This is a genomic window from Streptomyces sp. JLBG701 (assembly GCF_058544905.1).
Genome location: NZ_CM178588.1, coordinates 7,163,400 through 7,182,943, shown reverse-complemented (window position 1 = coordinate 7,182,943; position 19,544 = coordinate 7,163,400). Strand labels below are relative to the sequence as shown.

Sequence of the window (19,544 nt, the reverse complement as noted above, 5' to 3'; positions counted from 1 at the left end):
CTCCTCCGGGGCACGCTCCCCTCATGAAGACTCCCATGGAGGCATGCGGCTGCGGTGAGGACCAGATCCCCTGGATGCTGGCGAAATTCGGATTCCTGGGGATGGCTGGGCTGATCCTGGCGACCCTGGTCGTGATGATCCTGGCGGGCTTGCTGCTGACGTCGGTGGTGTCACTGGTCACGTGGTGGAGGCATCCGCCAGTGACGGTCGAGGAACCCGCACAGGGGTCGCTGGACGGGTTCACCTGGACGACGGAGGACCCCCGCTGAGGGTGGGGGTGGGGGTGGGGGTGGGGAGAGATTGGAGCGTTTGGGCCAGCGCGGCCGCCCGTGACATGGGGTGATGGCGTCGGCGGGTGGGCCAAAGGGTCCAATCACCGAACGCCCACCCCTCAAGCCGCGGCCAGCTCACACCACACGTACTTCCCCCGCTTGCCGTCCCTCGACAACGGCTGCCACCCCCACAGATCCGCACAGGCCCGCACCATCGCCAGCCCGCGCCCCTCCTCCGACTCGGCGAGTTGCTCGAACGCCCGCGGCGGTTCCGGGGGCTCGGGATCGGCATCCCACGCCCCGATCCGCAACACGCCCTCCACCCAGCGGACGCGCAGGGCAGCGGGCCCTCTGGTGTGGCGTACGGCGTTGCTCACCAGCTCCGCCGCGAGGAGCTCGGCGACTTCGACGAGGCGGATCAGGCCGTGCATGGTGAGGATTAGGCGGAGGGTGCGGCGGCTTACGGTGACGGCTCGGGGGTCGTTCGGGATGTAGAGGGTGTACTCCCAGGGTTCGGTTTCGGGCATGCGTGAACTCCGTTCAGGTGAAGGGGGGTTGGCTGCAGTGGCGTTGCCGCATCCGCCATGGCAGGACGGAGCGGTGCACTTCCGCAGCGTGTGTGCCGCATCACCGAAGGTAGGTCTAACCGTTTAAGTTCCGCAAGCGGATCGCGTAACCTACCCCCGAACGAGTCGTGCCTACAGGCGTGTTGGGAGGAACTGTCAATGGCGCTGAGGAGCGAGCCAACGGCACGTCAGATGCGTCTGGCGGTCGAGCTCCGAAAACTCCGTGACGCGGCGGGCCTCACAACTCGCGAGGCGGCGGCACTGCTCGGGGTGAGCTCCGCACAGATCAGCCAGATCGAGGCCGGCCTAGCAGGTGTTAGCGAGAAGCGACTGCGCCGCCTTGCGTCCAACTACGCGTGCACGGACGGCGAGTTCATCGACGCCTTGGTCGCGTGGGCAGCCGACCGGACGCGCGGCTGGTGGGAGGCATACCGGGGCCTGCTCCCCACACCCTTCCTTGACATCGCCGAGTTGGAACACCACTCCACCTATCGGCGCGACGTGGAACTCCTCTTCATCCCCGGCCTGCTTCAGACAGACGACTACGCCCGAGCCGCCTTCTCCTCCCGGATCCCCGAACTCCCCCACGAAGAGCTCGAACTGCGCGTCCGGCACCGAATGGCACGCCAGCAGATCGCCACCCCGTACGAGGCGATCATCCACGAGGCTGCACTACGCATCAGGGTCGGCAACCGCACCACCTCACGAGCCCAGCTCGCCCGCGTCCTGGAACTTTCCGAGGCAGATCACATCACCGTGCGGGTCATCCCTTTCGACCTGGACGGCTTCGGCGGCACCTGGAGCCCCGTCATGCTGGCAGACGGCGCCGTGCCCAAGCTGGACACCGCCGTGCGCGACGCCCCCCACGGCACCGCATTCATCGATTCCGAGGCCCAACTCAGCGTCTTTCGAACACTCTTCCGTAGAGTAGAAGCGGTATCACTCGACCCCGCGCGTTCGCGTGACGTCATCTCCAAGCTGGCCAAGGAACTGTGAGGCGCACCGTGACCACCTCCGACAACTGGCGGAAGTCGTCCTACTCCGGCGGCGGCGACGGCAACAACTGCGTGGAGATCACCGCCCGCCCCACCCACATAGCCATCCGCGACTCCAAGACCCCGGCCAGGACCCCCCTCACCTTCCCAACCAAGGCCTTCACCGCCTTCATAGAAGCTCTGAAGGACGCATGACCACAGCCGACAACTGGCGGAAGTCGTCCTACTCGGGCACGGGCGACGGCGACCCTGTGTGGAGATCGCGAACAACCGCACGCGCGTAGCCATACGCGACTCCAAAGGCCGCAGCCGCGGAACCCTCACCGTCCCCACCGGAGCCTTCACCCCCTTCATAGAGGCCCTGAAGTCACCGCACTCCACCGACCTCCGAAGTTGAACTGGGCACCACAGCCGGAGCCGTCGTCTCGACAGGATCCCCCGGCTGCCACTCCCCCGAGCTCCACTCCGGCGTGGGAGAGGGCCGAGCCGGGGCCGGTGGAGGTGTCGAGCCGCGGTTGGGGTTCTGCGGGACGGCGTCGGACCCACCGCCAGACCCACCGGAACCGGTCGATCCCCCAGATCCACTCCCCGAAGACGCCGCCGGTGTCCGCCGCACCACCGGGGACTTCGTGGGCGTCGGCGTCGGGGACACCGCCCCCGGGCCGCTCGGAGAGGGACTCACCGAAGGCTCGTCGCTCGCGGGTTCCGATCCCCGCGTCGCCGAACTCGTCGGCTCGGCGGTGTCACCGTCGTCGCCGGCCGAGCACCCGACCACACACAGGGCGGCCAGAACCACGACCGCCCGCAGCGCCACCGAGCGCAGGCCGCACTGGACTGGCGTCGCCATCATGTGCGGGACGCCGTGCCGCATTCCGCGGAGTCGTCCAACTCCAGGTCACGGTCGTACGGATCGCGCTCCTCCCCCGTCGCCTCGGAGGTGCCGTACAGGTCCTCCTCGAACTGCGGGTGGATGAATCCGTCGCCCTTGTCGCAGAGGTCGTTGGAGATCTCGCCGTTGGAATAAGCCACCCAGATGTACCCCTTGGTTCCCTCGAACTTGGCGAGATCCGAAACGTCCACTTCGACGATCCGGCGGACGATCACGCGGGCCATCTCGCTGTCGCCATCCGCCTTGGCCACGGGATACACGAAGGTGTAGTCGGCCCGGATGAGCGCCCGCCCGGACTGTTCACCCTTCTCGACGGTCATACGCCCGCGAACCCGCACATCGGTGCCCACCAGCTCGACCTCGTCGGGATCGAAGCGGGCGAACTCCCACTTGGGGTCGTTCTTCACGGTGGGCTTGCTCAACGCGGACCGCAGATCGGCCAGATAGTCCTTCTGCAACGGGTCGATGAGCGCAAGGGCCTTCTTCGGCTCGCCCCCGTACAGCACCTCGCGATCGAGGTTGGCGGCAACCAGGAACTCCTTCGTGAGCCGCAGCCCCTCCTCGACGTCGGCGGCCGAAACCCCGCCGACAGCCTTGGCCTTCGGCACCTCGATGGCAGCCGCACCCGTGACCCACTTCTCGGCCGGTGTCCCGGCGAAGGGGCGGGAACCGGTGGGCGTTTCAGAGGCGGAGGGGGTCGTGCCCACCTGCTGCTCGGTGCTCGCACGGACGCCAGCTGCACACCCGGTCACAGACAGAGCGGTCAGCACCGCTGCCAGCCCCAGAACCACCGGCCGCCGACCATGAGCCCGGGAACGATCTTTCATTGCACACCTCGTATTGGCCCGGGCTGCCAATCGGCGTCTTCCCGGGGAGAACAGAAAAGCGGATCAATTACATAGGTAAGACGTCCCGCAGAAGAAGCACTTCACGACGCTCTTGCCCGTCAATATGCAGAACAACTGACCGATGCCGGTTTCATGTTCCATCGCGAAGGCTTCGAGATTAGATCGTCACTCGTCCCGCCAACTTAGATAGTGATGCGATGCCCGCGAGAGAGAACCATCACTGAATGGTTCAAGTGTCCCTGCAAATACAGCCAGCAAGAACTCGGCCATACCGCCATCGAAAACGGTCCAGGGACTCACGCCATGCAGCGCTTGCCTCTTGAATACCGCGACTTTCCACGCGTCCGCGACTCCCTCACACAGCCAGAACACGACGTCACCGCTCGCAGTAGCACCGAAGGGTAGTAGCCGAGGCTCAACACCCCCCAGGAAGTATCTCGCCAGTTCAGCCCGATCCTCCGGGCGGAGTGCCGGATCTGTCCCGTCAAGCAGATCACCGTAGGCAGATTCCGGGACCGGCGGCGTGCTGACAGATAGGCATTCATCGATCTCTCCGCCGCCGTACGCCTCGACAAATGCGCGGTAATCCGACGGCAGCGCCAACGCAGCCTCACGGAACAGCCCCTCCCAGTCAATTGGGTCACCACCGGACGGGGGAGGCGGAAGTAGTTGCTGGAGCCGGGAAATCGCGGGGTGGGGCATCAAGAACTTCCTCAAGTCTCGAACCAATGAGCGGCGGGCCACTCAGGCATCCAATCCGTCGCCAGTCGCCCGGTCAGCACCTCCACCAACCAGTCAGCGACCGGAAGGTCGGATTCATACCAGTCTCCCCAATCGCGACGAAACGCAGACACGGTCCACAGCCCATTTCCTCGATCTTCGAGAAACAATCTGTCACCATCGATGGAGTGACCCCAATGGAGCATGCCACCTGACACGGGAAGAACAGGGCGTGGAATCTTTCGCGAATTTCCGTCACTCACGTAATTGCTCATCCACTCCCCCTTCGGAACCATAGATTTCGATCCGAAGATAAAAAGGAATCCACTGATCAAGACGTCACCATAGAGCAGACCCACCTTCTTGAAATCCGACGGAATGGAAATTCCCCATTCACGCTCGACCTCCACGAAGCTCCGCCCTTCAGTCCACGGAGAGGCTCCAAGGATCCGGTTCAGGTCATGCAGCGCCGACATATCCGTTTCACCCCTTCCAGCAGTTATCTGTGACTGGGCTGTTGGGCGGAGGAGCGTACCTCAGCCTTGACCAGGCGCCGAGCCGGAAGGTGTCGTCTCGACCGGGTCCCCGGGCCGCTACTCCCCCGAGCTCCATTCCGGCACGGGTGACGGTCGATCCGGAGCGAGTGGCGGGCTCGAGCCACGGTTGGGGTTCTGGAGTATGACGTCTGAGCCGCTCGTCCGCGGCGCCGAAGTCGACGTTGACCGCGCGGCTACGGTCTTCGGCGGTGCAGAAACCAGTGAGGCCTGCACGGAGTGGCTCGGGGCGGAAGTCGGTGAAGCAGTATGGCTCGTGGGGCTCACCGTCGCGGAACTCGTATGCGAGCGCCTCACGCCTGCCGGTTCGTCGGCGACCTCGTCGCCACTGGCCGAGCATCCGGCCTCCCACAGGGCAGCGATGGCTGTGGCTGTCCCCAGCAACACCGACCGCATGCTGTGGGCTCTGCGGCTGGCCAGTCGCGTGTCAGCCGGTTCGTTCGCCGGTCGAGTCATCTGTCGAATTCCATCCCCGCAAACGGGTCCGGCTCGCCGGTCCAGGGATCCAGGCCCTCGTCGCGGAGCCTGTCCTCCTGCCGAGAGTTCAGGAAGCGAGCCATTCCCTTGCCCCACAGAGTCGCGACGCTGATTGGGCAGTTTTCGAAGTCGGCCCGTAGGAGGCGCAAGAGAAACTCGACCATGCCGCAGTCGTAGACGGTCCAGCCACCCCACTGGCGCGCCCACACTGCCACGGGCCAGCGGTCCGGGTCCGGGGCCGAGGTGACCCAGCACAGAGTGTCCGCGCCGTTGGTCTGCCCCCACACAAGCATGTCCTCCAAGCGATACTGCGAGCTCTGGCCCGGCAGCCGCCAGTCGTGCATGGAATCCGCTCGCAGGGTGTCCGACGGCAGCCGCCCCACGGTCAGTGGTGCGGTCGGCTCGCCCGGGCGCGGCATCGACACATAGAGGGTGTCCTCGATCGTTCCCGCGCCGAAGGCCATGATGAATTCCCGGTAGTCGCCAGGGAAGGACACCACGCCGAGCCCGGCCGCAGCCGCGGCCCAGTCCACCTCGTCCCCCGCCACGTGCAATGGGGTGACGACCTCGGTCAGCTGTGCGAACGCATTGTTCATGGTTCCCTCCGCCCTATGGCGTGCCGGCCAGCGGCACGGGCTGCCCCTTGAGGGAGACGAGCCCAATGTTGCGCCAACTATCGAACTTATTGCTGTACATCATGTTCGGAACGACATCGTTCAGCATGAGTCCCGGCTTGCCGTTCATGACTCCTTGTGCGCTCATCTCGTATGCGACCGGTACGGTCCTCGCGCCCGCATACACGGGAGTCACCTGGTAGTGCACGGTCTGCCCGCTGCCGATCGCGTCCCTCACCTGCCGCTCGAAGTAGTACATATGCTCGGACACCCCCGGGTCGTCCGCGGCGACTCGGTTGGCGTTGGCCGACCGCGCGCAGGTCGAGAGGTTCTCCGGATTGGTGCCGTCACCGCCCAGGTCAGCGCCGAGCAGATGGCAAGCATTGACCCACTGACCGGGCGGCCGGTTGCCGAGGTACCCGGCATACGCCCGACCCCACTGGTATCCAGGAGGTGTCACCTTGTCCGGCTCCGTCGCTGAGCCCGGATTAGCAGCGAGGTAGGCGCTGTCAAGACACGCCTCGACACCAGTCGCCCGGCCACCATTGGCGCTGTCGACGTTCCCGTAGTCCACCCAACCGGCACCGCCCCTACGGCAGTCAGCCCCATTGCTCCCACTGGTGTCCGAGTCACTGCCGCTCCCGGGATCCGTTTCAGACGCCTCCTGCGGCTCCAGGACGGAGTCAACGTTGATGACAAGGTCGATCATCGCGCCCTTGTCCACCACCACAGCCCGTTCCAGCGCCCGCTGCTGGATGCGAGCCGTATCCGGCCTCGCCTTGGGCGCCGGGCGTGCCGGAGCAGGCCTGGGGTTGGAGCCGCTGTTGGGGTTCTGGCGGGGCGGGTTGGCGGTTGCGGGGCGCGTGGCGCTGGAACCTCGGCCCGTGTTGCCGCCGCGGCCCGTGTTGCCCCCGCGGTAGAGGCCTTTACCGGTTCCGGATGATTTGGTCGGCGTTGCGCGGGGCGACGAGTTCGGGCGAGCGCGGTTGAAACCGCAGCGCGAAGAGCTGCACATGTCGCTGCGAGGATCACGGTACTTGGTCACGCTCTTGGAACGTTTGGTGCTCTTGCCTGACCCTGCCCTCGCTCTACCTCTCACTCCCGTGCTTCCGCGGCCCCCGCCGCTACCCCGCCCCACGCTCAGGCCGCCGCGGCCACCGCCGCCCCCGCCTCGTGGGTCGAAGGCATGTCCTGTGGTGTCGGTTCCGTTGAGGGGCTGGCCGTTGGCATAGAGGTAGCGGTTGGCCTGGCCCGACGGCATCGAGTCGAGTTGCCAGGTGTCGCGTGAGGTGAAGGTGCCGGTGCCGGGCTGGTACCAGCGGGCGGCCGAGTTGACGTCGCCGGTGGCCGGGTCGGTCCAGCCGGACTGGTAACCCACGGCCTGTGTGATGCCGCTGGTGGCGGACTCCTTGCCGAAGGGGTCGTAAGCGGTGGAGCCGGTGACCTGGGTGGCATCCGCGTTCAGTGCGGCCACCAGGTCGGTGTGCTGGTCGGTCACCGCCAGTTGCTTGGTCGTGCCCGTGGACAGGGAGAGCAGATCGCCTCCGGGGGTGCGGTTATAGGTCGTGGAGCCGTCGTTCGCGAGGTTGTTGGAGCCTCCGTCGTAGGTGAAGGTCGTCGTGCCGCGGGTCTGGACGCGGTCGAGGGAGTCGTACGTGTACGCGGTCCCCCCATCCGTGATCTTCCGCTCGAAGGCGTCGAAGGTCAGGGCTCGGACGGTGCCGGTGTCCACTGATGCCATCGTGCCGCGTGCCGTGTAGGTGAACTTCGTCGTGCCGTCGGTGAGTTGGCGGTTGCGGGCGTCGAAGGTGGACGTGGTGGAGCCGGACTTGGTGCGGTTGCCTGAGGCGTCCCACTCGTAGGACACCGTCGTCGCGTCCTTCGTCCAGGACGTGAGGCGGTTCGCGAGGTCGTAGGAGTAGGTGTTCGTGCCGGATCCCGCCGTACCCGTCGTCTTCTTCGACGTCTGGTTGTCGTCGAGGTCGTAGCCGTACGTGATCGAAGCGACCGTCGTCGAGCCGCCGGAGTCGGTGACGCTGTCACCGCTGAGGCGTCCGAGGTCGTCGTAGGTGTAGGTGCGCTTTCCCGTGACCGTGTACGACGTACCGCCGGCGGCCTTCGTCGCGTACTGCTCCAGCCTCGGCCGCCCGGCGGCGTCGAAGTCGTACCAGATGTCCTTGCCGGTGGCGGAGTCCCACGCCCAGTCGATGCGCCCGGCGTTGTCGTAGCCGTAGTTGCTGGAGCCGTCGTCAGTGCGGCGCTCGGTCATGTTGCCGTCGGTGTTGTAGGTGTAGCTCGACGTTCCTCCGGGACCGGCCGCGGTCAGGAGCTGGCCTCGGTCGTTGTAGGTGTACGTGTTCTTGGTGGCCCCGTCGGCCGTGGCGGCCGAGGTGAGGCGGCCGGCCAGGTCGTAGCCGAGGGAGCGGTTCACCGTTGCCGCCTCCGCTCCCGAGCCGGTCTCTCCCACCATGCGGCCCAGCGCGTCGTAGGTGCGTTCGCGCTTGACCCCGCCCGGCAGGAGTTCCGTCACCGCCTGGCCCGCCTGGTCGTAGACCGTGGTCCAGGTGCGGTCGGCCGCGTTCGGGTGCGCGGTGGTGGACGGCTCGATGGTGGACTCGGGCAGGCCCCAACTGTTGAAGGTGTAGACGGACTTGTTGCCGCGTCCGTCGGTCATCCGGGTCTGGTTTCCCGCCGCGTCGTAGCCGAACGACGTGGTGATCGACGCGGTGTCCGAGACCGGCTCGACCTGTGTCGTCATCCGGCCCAGCGCGTCGTACGTGTACGTCGTGCGGGCCTTGGTCTGCGCGGAGACGACCGCGGTGCGGTTGCCGTCGACGTCGAACTCCGCGGACGCGGTACGCAGGGCCGTGGTGCCGGTGCCGTAGTCGGTGCTCGCCGTGGCGTTGCCCAGCGCGTCGTACGTCGTGGTCGTACGGCGATTGGTGGCGTCGGTGGTCTCGGTCTGGCGGCCCAGGCCGTCATAGCCGAACCGGGTCGTGCCGGCCGGGTCGGTGAGCGTGAGTGTCTCGCCCGCCGGGTTGTAGGTGGCACTGGCGGTGAGGCCGCCCGCGGTCACCGACGCGGTCTGGTTGTCCGCGTCGTCCCAGGTGTAGCGGCTGGTGAGGTTGGTGAGGGCGGGGTAGCGCTCGACCGTGGTGGCGGTGAGCTGTCGGCCCAGCTCGTCGTAGGTGGTCTCGGTGCGGGCGCCCGTTGGGTCCGTGGCCGACAGCTGCAAGCCGGTCGGCGTCCACGTGTAAAGGGTCACGCCGCCCGCGCTCGTGCTCTCCAGGGTCTCCGCGGTCAGGTCGGTGTCCGCTTCGAAGGCCGCAGCAATGGCGTCCGGTGCCGGATCGGTCTGGGTGGTGAGCTGGCCGAACTGGTCGTAGCCGTAGCTGGTGACGCGGCCCAGCGGGTCGGTGACCGTCTGCGGCAGGCCCAGCAGGTTGTAGGTGGTGCGGGTGGTCGCCGTCAGCGCGGTGGTGGAGTTCGGCGGGGTGTAGTCGGGCAGGGTCACCGCGGTGGTCCGGCCGAGGCGGTTGACCTCGGTGCGCGTCGCCTTGCCGCGGGCGTCCTTGGCGTCGGTGGCCTCACCGAAGGTGTTGTAGCCGGTCACAGTGGCCGGCTTGGCGCTTGCCGCGCTGCCGCCGTTCTCCTCGGCCTGCACCGACGGGGCGGTCTCCTGCACCAGGCGGCCCAGCGCGTCGTACCGGTAGGTGGTGGTGTACGCGGTTGCGTCGGCTCCGGTGACGTTGCCGCGCGGGCTGACCGTGGTCAGTAGCAGACCACGGTCGTCGTAGGTGCCGGTGGTGATGTGTGTGCTGGTGCCGTCGGTGACCGTCTGCTTGGTGACGTTGCCCGCGGCGTCGTACTCCGACGAGAGGGTCTGCTTCTTGTCACCGGTGATGGACTGCGTCTGCTCCTTCACGCGGTCGTCGGCGTCGTAGCCGAACGTGCTGGTCCGGTTCAGGCCGCTGGGATCGAGGACACTGGTCGCGGTGCGGCCCAGCGCGTCCACCGTGAACGTCTGGGTGGTCTTGCCACCACCGGTGACCTGCTTGGTCAGGTTGCCCGCCGGGTCGTAGGCGTTGGCCTCCTGGACGATGTCGTGCTTCGTGCCGTCGGACTGGGTGACCTGCTTGGCCGTGGTCGTGGCCGCGAGGCCGTCGTCGAAGTAGGTGTACGCGGTCGTCGCGCCCATCGCGTCGGTCGTGGACGCCAGGCGACCGGCCGGGTCGTAGGCGTTGGAGACCACCGTCAGGTCCCGAACCGTGCCCGACGGATCGCCGGTCCAGTCGTCGAGAACCGTCGTGGCGTGCTGGCCCCGGGCGGTGTAGGTGTACGTGAAGTGTGTACCGGCCGGGTCCGTCATGCCGCTGACGCTGCCGAACTCGTCGTGTTCGAGCGAAGTGGTGTTCTGCTCGGCGTCGGTGACGGTGTCGTTCAGTCCGTGCTCGTCGTAGTGGTAGGCCGTCGCACGGGTGGTGTCGCCGCCGGTCGTGTCCGCCGTCGTCTCGGACAGCAGGTTGCCGTCCTCGTCGTAAGCGCGGGTGATCTTCGCGGTGTGGGTGGTGCCGGTGATCTCGTTCTTCACCCCGGCGCCGGCCTCGGCGACGACGTTCGAGGCCTTGTCATAGCCGTAGCTGGTCGTCACCCCGTCCGGGAAGCTGTCGGAGACCTGCTTCTCCGACAGCTTCCGGCCCAGGCCGTCGTACGTCCAGGAGGTGGCAAGTCCGGACGGCGAGGTGACCTTGGCGAGGTCTCCGTTGGCGTAATAGCCGTACGACGTCTTCGCGCCGCCCGGCGTGGTCTCGGTCAGCATCAGGCCCGCCGGGGCGGTGCCGCCGCCGACCGCCGCCTCGGTGCCTGCCGTGTAGGTGGTCGAGGCGGTGCTGTTGTCCGCACGGACCACGGTCAGCGGCAGGCCCAGCGTGTTGTAGCTGTACGCGGTGCGGTAGCGGTCGTCCCGGTAGTCGCTGGAGCGCTGGTCACGGAAGGTCAGCGGCTTGTCGTTGCGCGGGTCTAGCGGGTCGCTCGCGTTCAGGTAGTACGAGGAGAAACTCGTCCAGCACGAGTCCGCGTCCCGGCATGTCGTCGTCGACACCACATTGCCGCGCGCGTCGTGACCGGTCACCGTGGCATGGCCGTTGGGGTCGGTCACCGTGTGCAGGTTGCCGCCGTTGTCGTAGGCGTACGAGGTGACGGCGCCGGTGGCGTCCTTCTGGGCGATGACGCGCTGGCCGCGCAGGGCGTCATAGCTGACAGTGCTGGTGCGCTCCTGCGGGTCGGTGAGCGTCACCGTGGAAGTCAGGCCGGAGTCGACGGCCTCGGCCTGGGCCCGGTAGTGGGCGGAGACCTGGTCGGCGGTCAGCGGGCTGCGGTACAGGGCGACCTCATCCAACTGCCCGTTGAGGTAGTAGGTGTTGGAGGCAAGGCCCATCCAGCCGGAACTGCCGTATCCGCCGCCGATGTAGGCATACGTACGTGACTGGTCGACGATCGTGCCGTCCAGGGATCCGATCTTGACGCCGTCCAGGTAGAGGGTCTGCGTCGTGCCGGAGCCGGACAGGGCGACGTGGTGCCACTCGTTGTCGGTCACCGTCTGGGTGGACACGATGGGTGTGGCCCCGCCGGACGTGTAGAACTGACCGCGCAGCTTGCCGTCGCCGTCGATGTTCAGCACCGGGCGCCAGGACGTCGGGGTCTGCCCGATGGCCGCGTTCTGGAAGCCCAACAGGACGGCCGACGCGGTGGCGGTGCGGAACCACATCTCGGCGGACAGGTCGGTGGTGGTACCGGCGAGGATCGAGCCGGGTATTTCGACGGTTCCGCCGCCGCTGAGCTTCACGGCCCGGTTGTCGCCCGCACCGAACACGCCGGTCTGGTCCACCTGCGATACACCGCTCGCGTCGGGCCGGAAGGTGGCACCCATCGCGGTGCCGCCGACCTCGCTGCCGAGCGCGGTGCCCTCGGCCTCGCCGAGCCGCCAGTACGCGGCAGGCGCGTCGGCGAGCGCGACGCCGTCGTACTGGTCGCCCCGGCCGGAGACGAGGCTGCGGCGCGCCTGGATGTGCTTGTTGATGGCATCGATCTGCCCCGGGGCCACGGGGACGTAGGTCACGCCGGAGCCGGTGTTCACGAAGGTCACCAGCGGCTTGTCGTAGAAGGCGACCTCGTCGATCTGGCCGGTGAAGTTGCGGTACCCGCCGGCCTGGTCGTCCCAGCCGGTGGAGGAGTAGCCGCCACCGACGAACACATGGTTGTAGCGGCTCGCGACGACGCCGGTGTCCGTGCCGCCCTGGTAGTCACCGTCCAGGAACAGCCCTTGCATGCTCGCGTTGCCGGTGAGCAGCACGTGGTGCCACTTGCCGTCGGTGACGGCCTGCTTGGACAGCAGGCTGGGGTTGCTGCCCCAGAACCTGCCGCGCAGCTTGCCGTCAGCGTCGATCAACAGCATCGGCCGCCAACCGGTCGGCGTGTCCGCGAAGTCGGCGTTCTGGTTGGTGACCAGCACGCCCGGATCCTTGGTCTTGAACCAGAGCTCCACCGTCATGGCCGTGTTGGTGCCCAGCGTCTCGACGGGCATCTCGACCGCGCCGTCACCGGTGAAGCTCACGGCAGTGTCGTCGCCGTCGGCGAAGATGCCGGCGCTGCCCAGACGCGCACCGTCCAGGTAGCTCCCCGCGTAGTCGTCCCCGAGTGGGCTGACGGCCTCTGCGCCTCCACGCTCACCCAGACGCCAGTAACCCGTCGGGCCACTTCGTTGGATGGTGTCCGCGTAGGAGGACGAGGACGTCGAGTAAGTGGGCGCGGACACCTTCCAGGTCCCACCGTTCTCATCGGTGTGCTGGGACAGGCGCCCACTCACCGAGTTGTAGACGGCGGTGGCGTGCACCCGGCCCGACGGAAGGGTGGCCTTCGTCATCTGCCCGATCGCAGTCCGCGCGGCATAGTGCTCGGCGATGGTCGCGGGGTCCAGTGTGTGGTCGTAGAAGGCGACCTCGTCCATCTGGCCCTTGAAGCGGTACTCGCCGTTGGCCAGGCCCATCCAGCCGGAGCTGCCGTAACCGGCGCCGAGGTAGGCGTAGTCACGGGACTGTTCGGTCAGGACACCGTCCAGCGAGCCGACCTTCGCACCGTCGAGGTAGAGGGTCTGGGTGTTCGCCGCGGCCGTCAGCACGGCGTGGTGCCAGTTGCCGTCGGTCACCGCCTGCGAGGACACGATGGGCGTGGCACCGCCGGACGTGTAGAACTCGCCACGCAGTTTGCCCGAGCCGTCGACATTCAGCACCGGCCGCCACGACGTGGGCTTCTCGCCCAGTTCGGCGTCCTGGAACCCGACGAGGACACCGGAGGGTGTGCTCGTCTTGAACCACAGCTCGATCGTCGGGGACGCCGCGGTCTTGAGGGTGTCCGTGGGCAGCTCGACGACCGAGTCGGTGCCATCGAAGGCGGCCGACGTGTCGGCGGTGCCGGCGATCGCCGCATCGGCGCCCAACTGGGTATCGCGGTGCACAGCGTCGTTCAGGCCGGTCCGCGAGACCGCCTCGCTCGCGGCCGTGGAGCCCTCGCTCTCGCCGAGGCGCCAGTAAGACGTGGGGGCCGAGTCCAGCACGCCGCTGCGGTAGACCGAGCCGTCGGCGTAGTCGTACACCGTGCACTTGGTGGTCGAGGTCGGCGGGCAGACGGTGGCGAGCCGGTCGCCGGAGTAGGTGTAAGTCCAGGTAAGACCAGCGGTGTTGACGTCCACCGCGCTCGTGGTCACCGTGGCGACGTGACCGCCGGACCAGGTGAAGGACAGGGAGCGGCCCGACATCGCATCGGTGACCTTGCGCAGGTCGCCGCCATCCTCGGACTCGTAGGTGAGCTGCTGGACGCGGCCGGCGCTGTCCGTGGCCGAGGCAACCACGCCGGTCACCATGAACACATACGTGCTGCCGGACCGCTCCCGCAGCGTCCAGCTCTCGGCTTGCTGCGTCAGCGTGTACGTCCCGCCGGGCGGGCCGGAGTAGGTGCCATCGGCGTTCCGGCCGAACCGGATCTGCGAACCGTCGGAGAGGGTCACCAGCACCGTCGACGAGCCGGTCTCCTCACGCAGGTGCATGTCCCAGCGGGTCGACCAGCCGCTGCCGAAGGCGTTGTCACGGCGCGGGTCGAGGGAGTTGTAGGTGCGGGTGACCGCCAGCTCCGGGCCCACGGTGGAGATCGCCGCGTCGGTGGCGGCGGTGACGTAGTTGCCCTCGCGGGTGCCGATCTCCTTGCCGTCGTCCGAGCCGCCGAGGTGGCTGGTCACGTTCGGCTGCGGGACCTGCGTGGTCAGCAGCGCCGCGCCGGGGCGGGTGGACGTGGCGGAGCCGTCGTAGGCATACCCGTACCAGGCGTACGTCTTGTTCCACGACAGCCAGCCGGAGGGCACCGCCCACTGCTGCTCGGCGCTACGGGAACCGGTCTTGCAGTTCTTGCGCAGATTGTTGCCCTCGACCTCGCAGACCTCGAAGGAGTACTGCAGTTGTGCCTTCGGGTAACTGTCGGCGTCGGTGCCCTTGGCCCACAGGGTCGGTGTGAGCGTGTCGACGGTGACGCCGTTGCCCGGGGACTCTGCCGTGAGCTGCGGCGGGATGTTCACCGAGGAGATCTTGACGCCAGAGCCTGGCACGCCTACATCGGTGAAGCGGGCGTGCCCGTAGTGGGTCATCGTCCACACCACGGTGTACGTGGCAGGCGTCAGCGGCGCGATCTTCGCGTCCACGGTCACACTCTCGCCGGGCGACACCGCCTGCGGCATCTCCGTGTACGCGATCTTGTCGCTGCTGGTGATCTCCTTGCCGTCCGCGTCGAACAGGTTGTAACGCAGCTTGTAGTCACCGCCCGCGGGCCAGGTCGACTGCCCCTGGTTGGTGACGGTGACCTTCTCCACGCCCTCGGTGGTCGCGGTCACCGGAGCAGTGAAGTCGCCGAGCTTGTAGGTGGCTCCGTACGCGGTCCAGGTGACGTCCAGACTGGGCTTGCCCTCCGGGTAGTCGTCGGAGCCGAAGTGCTTCCAGCCCTTGGAGTCGGTCGAGGACGCCTTCACCGCCAGGCCGTCGTTCTTCTTCCGGGCGTGCGTCCAGTCGTCGACCAGTTTCCGGCCCGCCGAGCCGAGTTTGATCGTCGACCAGGCCGGACCGCACGACCAGGTATCCGTACCGGCAGGCTTCCAACCGTGCGCGAAGCTCTTCGACGCCAGAGACGAACCCGTGGACGGACCAGGCCACTTCGAGGTCGTGGACTCCGCCCAGTTCGACGTGATCGGGTGCACCGTCACGGGGCGCGCGGTGCACGACTGCGACCAGGAGTTGTACAGCGCGAGGTTGGCGCCCAGCACATAGGCGTTCTTGAGAGTGGTCTCCAGACCGGTGAAGCGCAGGAACGCCGCCGCCTTGTGACTGCCGCCGTCGTACGTGCCGACCTTGAGGAGCTGGTCCGAAGCGAAATTGGCGTTGTACGGGTACTCGACGTAGGTGCCGGAGGTGGCAACGACGGACTTCACCGACGGGTCGACACGCACGGGAAAGACCCGCTCGGGCGCGGACAGCCACTCCTTGTCGAGCTTGACGACCAGGACCTGACGGCCGCCCTCCTCGGTCAGGCTGTAGGCGACGCCGGAGGAGATCACGCCCTCGTTGGAGTCCGGAGCGAGGTTCGAGTCCTGCATCCAGCCGGCCGGCGTCCAGGCACGCACGATGCCGTCGCCATCGCTGAACACGACATTGCCGTAAGCGTCGATCCCCGCCGTAAGCCCCTGCAAGACCAGCGGGAACCGCCACTCAGTCGGCGCGTCCGCGTCCTTGAGGACCAGCGTCTCCTTGACCGAGTCACTGCCCGCGACGAACTCCACATCAGAGCTGGGACGCGCGTCCTCATAGGTCAGGATGCTGCCGTCGGCCTGCCCGGCGGCGGCACTGGCGTCGTCGACGCCGTACCCGACCGAAACACCCTCATCGACGGCCATGCGCACAACCGGATCGGCGTCTGCGGTCCCCCCGAACTCGATCTGCGCCTCGGTCGATTCAGTCTCGAAGCCGTCCTCGCCGACGCTCATCGTGCCCGGACCGGTGCTGTCCTGCGGCACCAGCGAGGTGTCTATGGACTTCCAGGAGCCGTCCTTGGCACGGAAGTTGACCGGCTCGTTGTAGAAGCGGGTGGTGTAGGTGCCGTCCGGGTTGAGGTAGGTACGCTCCCGTTCGGCGCGCTTGCTCTTGATCTCCTTGCTGCGCTTGGAGTCGAAGCCCTGCGGCGTGACCGCGCCCGGTGCCTTGGCCTCACGGACCGGGCCGGCCTTGGGCATCCTGGCCGTACTGGGGAGCCTGGTGACACTGTCCGCCTGCTCCGCGGGCAGCTCCCCACGACCGGTCAGCGCCCCGTCATTGCCGCCCTTCGCAGCAGCGTCGGTCGCGTTCGCGGACGCGGTGTGACCGCGCCCGGCGGCGGAACCCCACGACTGGTCCGGAGCGTCCGCGGAGGAACCCGCGGCCTGCTGACCGAGCGCCAGCGCGGCCTGCTCGGTACCAGCCAGGACGGCCATCGCGAAGGCGACGGCAACAACAAGTGGACGTGCCGGACGCACGGGACCCCCCACATTCGTTAAGCAAGAATGAGGAGATTTTTAAGAGATGTTTGTGAAAGTTCACAAGGGCCCCACACGCCACTCTTAGTGTGAAGTGATAATGATCACGGGAGCAATGTGGTCGAGTACATGCCAATCGGGCGGGGGCATTCCAACGCTCCGCACGCCCCCACTAGGCTCCGCCCCCGTGACCGACCCCAACGCAAACCTCATACCGAGCGCCGACTTCATCCAGGACACCAGGACGTCGTACGACGCCATCGCCGACGCCTACGCCGAGCGCTTCGCCGACGGTTTCGCCGCCAACCCCTTCGATCTGGCCCTGCTCACCGGCTTCGTCGCGCTCGTCCGGGCGGCCACCGCCGCTCCTGTCGCCGATATCGGCAGCGGGCCCGGATATGTCACCGCGCGGCTCGACGCCATGGGTGTGCCGGCATTTGGCATCGACCTCTCGCCGCGCATGGTGGCGCTTGCCGGGCGCGCGCATCCCTCTCTCCGGTTCCAGGTCGGGTCGATGACGGACCTGGATCTGGCGGACGAGTCGGTCGGTGGGGTCGTCGCGTTGTTCTCGATCATTCATGTGCCGGACGAGCACCTGCCCACGGCCTTCGCCGAGTTTCGACGTGTGCTGGTGCCGGGAGGATGCGTGCTGCTTGCGTTCCAGTCGGGCGACGAGAGCGATCACGTACATCTGGCCGAGCGCTTCGGGCAGGACATCTCGCTCGATTACTACTGGCGCACCCCTGACTCGGTGGCCGCCCTCCTCCAGAAGGCCGGCCTCCAGATCTACGCCCGGACCGTGCGTGAAGCCCAGGACGAGGAGAAGCGGCCCCGCGCCTACCTCCTCGCGCGCAAGCCGGTCCAGTGAGCTGGTCCGCCCCGCCCTACGCCAAGGTCACCGCCGCCAGCCGATGCACATCCCGTGCCGTCCCCGTGACCCCCGACAGGAAACCCTGTGCCCGCGGCGACGCGTTCTCCGCCAGCCAGCTCGGGTCGATGTCGCAGACCGAGACGCGGACGTCCGTGCCGACGAGGGCGAGGGGGAGGGTGTGGACCACCGTGGAGGGGAAGCTGAGGATCGTGCGGCCGATGGGGCCGCGGCGGGCGATCAGTTCCAGGGGGAGGTCGGGGCGGACGATCTCCAGGCCCGTTTCGGTCGCCAGCCGGTGGAGCTTGTCCGTGCTCTCCCGGCGGTGGGCGAAGTAGCGGGTCGTGCCATGGGCCTTGGCCAGGCCGCGTACGGCTTCCAGGTAGCGGTCGCCGTCCACCACGCCCGTCTCCACGAGCGACGTGCCGACCATGTCCGCGCCCTTGGTGATGCGGGGCGGGCCGAAGCGGGTGCGGGTCCAGGCGAAGGTGTTCGCCGTGACCGTCACCCCGTCCGGCGCCTCCTCGATCGGCATGGACGAGAAGACCTGCACCCGGCGGTCCCCGTGCGGCGTCAGCCGGCGCCGGGCCGAGGCCGAGACCGGCGCGAAGAGCAGGTCACGGGGGCCCGGTCGGCCGCCCTTGCGGTGCCAGCGGACCAGGCGTTCGCCGCGGGCGAGCTGGGCGACGAACTCCATCGTCGCCGTGCCGTCGTCCACGACGACCAGGTCGCGGGCCCGGGTGATCGTCAGCAGCAGCTGCACATAGCGCGAGAAGGGGTCGCCCATGACCACCTGTCGGGCCCGGCGCAGCAGCGGGGCCAGCCCGCCGATGGTCTGGAAGGGCGCGGCCGTACCGCCTCGCGCCTCCTCCCAGCGGACCTCGTATCCCTCACCGCGGGCCAGCTCGGCCATGCGGCGCAGCTGGCCGCGGGTCATGGGGTCGGTCGGGGACAGAACCACGAGAGTGAGCCCCGCGCCGGACACCGCACTCCGGTCGGCGGACGCGGCACGCCCGTCGGCGGAGTCCCCCGCACCGGGGGCATGCTCGTGCGCCCACTCCAGCACGTTCAACAGCTGTACCGGACTCTCGACGAACGCGAGAGTGTGGGAGCCGGCTCTGCCGGCGCGGAGGCTCATTGTCGTACGACCGTCCCGTCGTAACTTGCTCGTTGACGTGCCCTTGCTCAGACCGAGACCGGCTCGCCCGCCGCGGCGGCGATCTCCGCCTCGGCGACGACACCGGTGACACGGCGGAGCTTCTTCATCGGGCCGAGCTCGGACTCGTACACCTTCTTCACACCATCCCCAAGGGACGCCTCAATGGTACGGATGTCGCGGACGAGGCGGACGAGGCCCTGCGGCTCGACCGAAGCGGCCTGGTCCGAGCCCCACATGGCGCGGTCGAGGGTGATGTGACGCTCGACGAAGGTGGCGCCGAGCGCGACCGCGGCGAGGGTGGTCTGCAGGCCCGTCTCGTGGCCGGAGTAGCCGATCGGGACGTTCGGGTACTCGGCCTGGAGGGTGTTGATGACGCGGAGGTTGAGCTCCTCCGCCTTCGCCGGGTAGGTCGAAGTGGCGTGGCAGAGCAGGATGTTGTCGCTGCCCAGGACCTCGACCGCGTGGCGGATCTGCTTCGGGGTCGACATGCCCGTGGAGAGGATGACGGTGCGGCCCGTCGCGCGCAGCGACTTCAGCAGCTCGTCGTCGGTCAGGGACGCGGAGGCGACCTTGTGGGCGGGCACGTCGAACTTCTCCAGGAAGGCGACGGCCTCGGTGTCCCACGGGGAGGCGAACCAGGCGATGCCCTGCTTCTTGCAGTGCTCGTCGATCTTCGCGTAGTCGTCCTCACCGAACTCCACACGGTGGCGGTAGTCGATGTAGGTCATGCGGCCCCAGGGGGTGTCGCGCTCGATGTCCCACTGGTCGCGCGGGGTGCAGATCTCCGGCGTGCGCTTCTGGAACTTGACCGCGTCGCAGCCGGCTTCCGCGGCCACGTCGATCAGCTTGAAGGCGTTCTCGAGGTCGCCGTTGTGGTTGATGCCGATCTCGCCGCAGATGTAGACGGGGTGACCCGGACCGGCGATGCGGGAGGAACCGAACGAACGGAGGCGGGAGTTGCTCATGACTGCGGGTTTCC

The 19,544-nt window shown here is 67.7% G+C and carries 12 protein-coding genes and 1 pseudogene; 5 read left to right on the top strand and 8 right to left on the bottom strand.

Annotation, left to right across the window (positions count from 1 at the left end; all coding sequences use genetic code 11):
- Window positions 1-23 precede the first annotated feature (23 nt).
- Window positions 24-269 (top strand): hypothetical protein, encoded by a 246-nt coding sequence (locus tag AC5DRG_RS33305; RefSeq protein ID WP_491803203.1) that lies wholly within the window; start codon window positions 24-26, stop codon window positions 267-269.
- Window positions 270-391: 122 nt separating this feature from the next.
- Here AC5DRG_RS33305 and AC5DRG_RS33300 read toward each other — a convergent pair whose 3' ends face one another.
- Window positions 392-799, bottom strand: a complete 408-nt coding sequence (locus AC5DRG_RS33300) for an ATP-binding protein (protein WP_491803202.1) — start codon at window positions 797-799, stop codon at window positions 392-394.
- A 198-nt stretch (window positions 800-997) separates the two neighbouring features.
- On the opposite strand from AC5DRG_RS33300, the gene AC5DRG_RS33295 reads away from it, so the two are divergent.
- From AC5DRG_RS33295 to AC5DRG_RS33285, 3 genes and pseudogenes are all read left to right on the top strand, one after another.
- Window positions 998-1,834: a helix-turn-helix domain-containing protein gene (locus AC5DRG_RS33295; protein ID WP_491803201.1), complete on the top strand. Its 837-nt coding sequence runs from the start codon at window positions 998-1,000 to the stop codon at window positions 1,832-1,834.
- Window positions 1,835-1,842: 8 nt separating this feature from the next.
- Window positions 1,843-2,028, top strand: a complete 186-nt coding sequence (locus tag AC5DRG_RS33290; protein ID WP_491803200.1) for a DUF397 domain-containing protein — start codon at window positions 1,843-1,845, stop codon at window positions 2,026-2,028.
- Window positions 2,025-2,230: pseudogene (locus AC5DRG_RS33285) on the top strand (DUF397 domain-containing protein). The gene AC5DRG_RS33290 and the pseudogene AC5DRG_RS33285 overlap by 4 nt, the downstream one beginning before the upstream one ends.
- A gap of 449 nt (window positions 2,231-2,679) precedes the next feature.
- On the opposite strand, the gene AC5DRG_RS33280 reads toward AC5DRG_RS33285, so the two are convergent.
- The 5 genes from AC5DRG_RS33280 to AC5DRG_RS33260 all read right to left on the bottom strand — a co-directional run bounded on the left by AC5DRG_RS33280 (window position 2,680) and on the right by AC5DRG_RS33260 (window position 16,496).
- A complete protein-coding gene (locus AC5DRG_RS33280) occupies window positions 2,680-3,429 on the bottom strand; it encodes a hypothetical protein (RefSeq protein WP_491803198.1) in 750 nt (249 codons plus the stop codon).
- A gap of 306 nt (window positions 3,430-3,735) precedes the next feature.
- Window positions 3,736-4,272, bottom strand: a complete 537-nt coding sequence (locus tag AC5DRG_RS33275; protein WP_491803197.1) for an SMI1/KNR4 family protein — start codon at window positions 4,270-4,272, stop codon at window positions 3,736-3,738.
- An 11-nt stretch (window positions 4,273-4,283) separates the two neighbouring features.
- On the bottom strand, window positions 4,284-4,766 hold the full coding sequence (locus tag AC5DRG_RS33270; protein WP_491803195.1) for a hypothetical protein: 483 nt from the start codon (window positions 4,764-4,766) through the stop codon (window positions 4,284-4,286).
- Window positions 4,767-5,296: 530 nt separating this feature from the next.
- Entirely contained in the window at window positions 5,297-5,917 is a 621-nt protein-coding gene (locus tag AC5DRG_RS33265) for an SMI1/KNR4 family protein (RefSeq protein ID WP_491803194.1), read from the bottom strand.
- A 13-nt stretch (window positions 5,918-5,930) separates the two neighbouring features.
- Window positions 5,931-16,496, bottom strand: coding sequence for a LamG-like jellyroll fold domain-containing protein (locus tag AC5DRG_RS33260; protein WP_491813229.1), 10,566 nt, complete (start codon window positions 16,494-16,496; stop codon window positions 5,931-5,933).
- 229 nt (window positions 16,497-16,725) lie between these two features.
- Here AC5DRG_RS33260 and AC5DRG_RS33255 point away from each other — a divergent pair, with 229 nt between their 5' ends.
- The gene (locus tag AC5DRG_RS33255; RefSeq protein ID WP_491803193.1) at window positions 16,726-17,406 is read left to right on the top strand and encodes a class I SAM-dependent DNA methyltransferase; all 681 of its coding nucleotides are present in this window, start codon (window positions 16,726-16,728) and stop codon (window positions 17,404-17,406) included.
- Between the two features lie 16 nt (window positions 17,407-17,422).
- On the opposite strand, the gene AC5DRG_RS33250 is transcribed toward AC5DRG_RS33255, so the two are convergent.
- A complete protein-coding gene (locus AC5DRG_RS33250; protein WP_491803192.1) occupies window positions 17,423-18,544 on the bottom strand; it encodes a hypothetical protein in 1,122 nt (373 codons plus the stop codon).
- A gap of 47 nt (window positions 18,545-18,591) precedes the next feature.
- Window positions 18,592-19,530, bottom strand: coding sequence for an N-acetylneuraminate synthase family protein (locus AC5DRG_RS33245; RefSeq protein WP_491803191.1), 939 nt, complete (start codon window positions 19,528-19,530; stop codon window positions 18,592-18,594).
- Window positions 19,531-19,544: the final 14 nt, after the last annotated feature.

What these genes read in the sequence shown, in the direction of transcription:
- AC5DRG_RS33300 (WP_491803202.1), bottom strand. Translation starts at nt 799, where the DNA reads ATGCCCGAAACCGAACCCTGGGAGTACACCCTCTACATCCCGAACGAC.
- AC5DRG_RS33270 (WP_491803195.1), bottom strand. Translation starts at nt 4,766, where the DNA reads ATGTCGGCGCTGCATGACCTGAACCGGATCCTTGGAGCCTCTCCGTGG.
- AC5DRG_RS33250 (WP_491803192.1), bottom strand. Translation starts at nt 18,544, where the DNA reads ATGAGCCTCCGCGCCGGCAGAGCCGGCTCCCACACTCTCGCGTTCGTC.
- AC5DRG_RS33260 (WP_491813229.1), bottom strand. Translation starts at nt 16,496, where the DNA reads ATGGCCGTCCTGGCTGGTACCGAGCAGGCCGCGCTGGCGCTCGGTCAG.
- AC5DRG_RS33275 (WP_491803197.1), bottom strand. Translation starts at nt 4,272, where the DNA reads ATGCCCCACCCCGCGATTTCCCGGCTCCAGCAACTACTTCCGCCTCCC.
- AC5DRG_RS33245 (WP_491803191.1), bottom strand. Translation starts at nt 19,530, where the DNA reads ATGAGCAACTCCCGCCTCCGTTCGTTCGGTTCCTCCCGCATCGCCGGT.
- AC5DRG_RS33305 (WP_491803203.1), top strand. Translation starts at nt 24, where the DNA reads ATGAAGACTCCCATGGAGGCATGCGGCTGCGGTGAGGACCAGATCCCC.
- AC5DRG_RS33295 (WP_491803201.1), top strand. Translation starts at nt 998, where the DNA reads ATGGCGCTGAGGAGCGAGCCAACGGCACGTCAGATGCGTCTGGCGGTC.
- AC5DRG_RS33265 (WP_491803194.1), bottom strand. Translation starts at nt 5,917, where the DNA reads ATGAACAATGCGTTCGCACAGCTGACCGAGGTCGTCACCCCATTGCAC.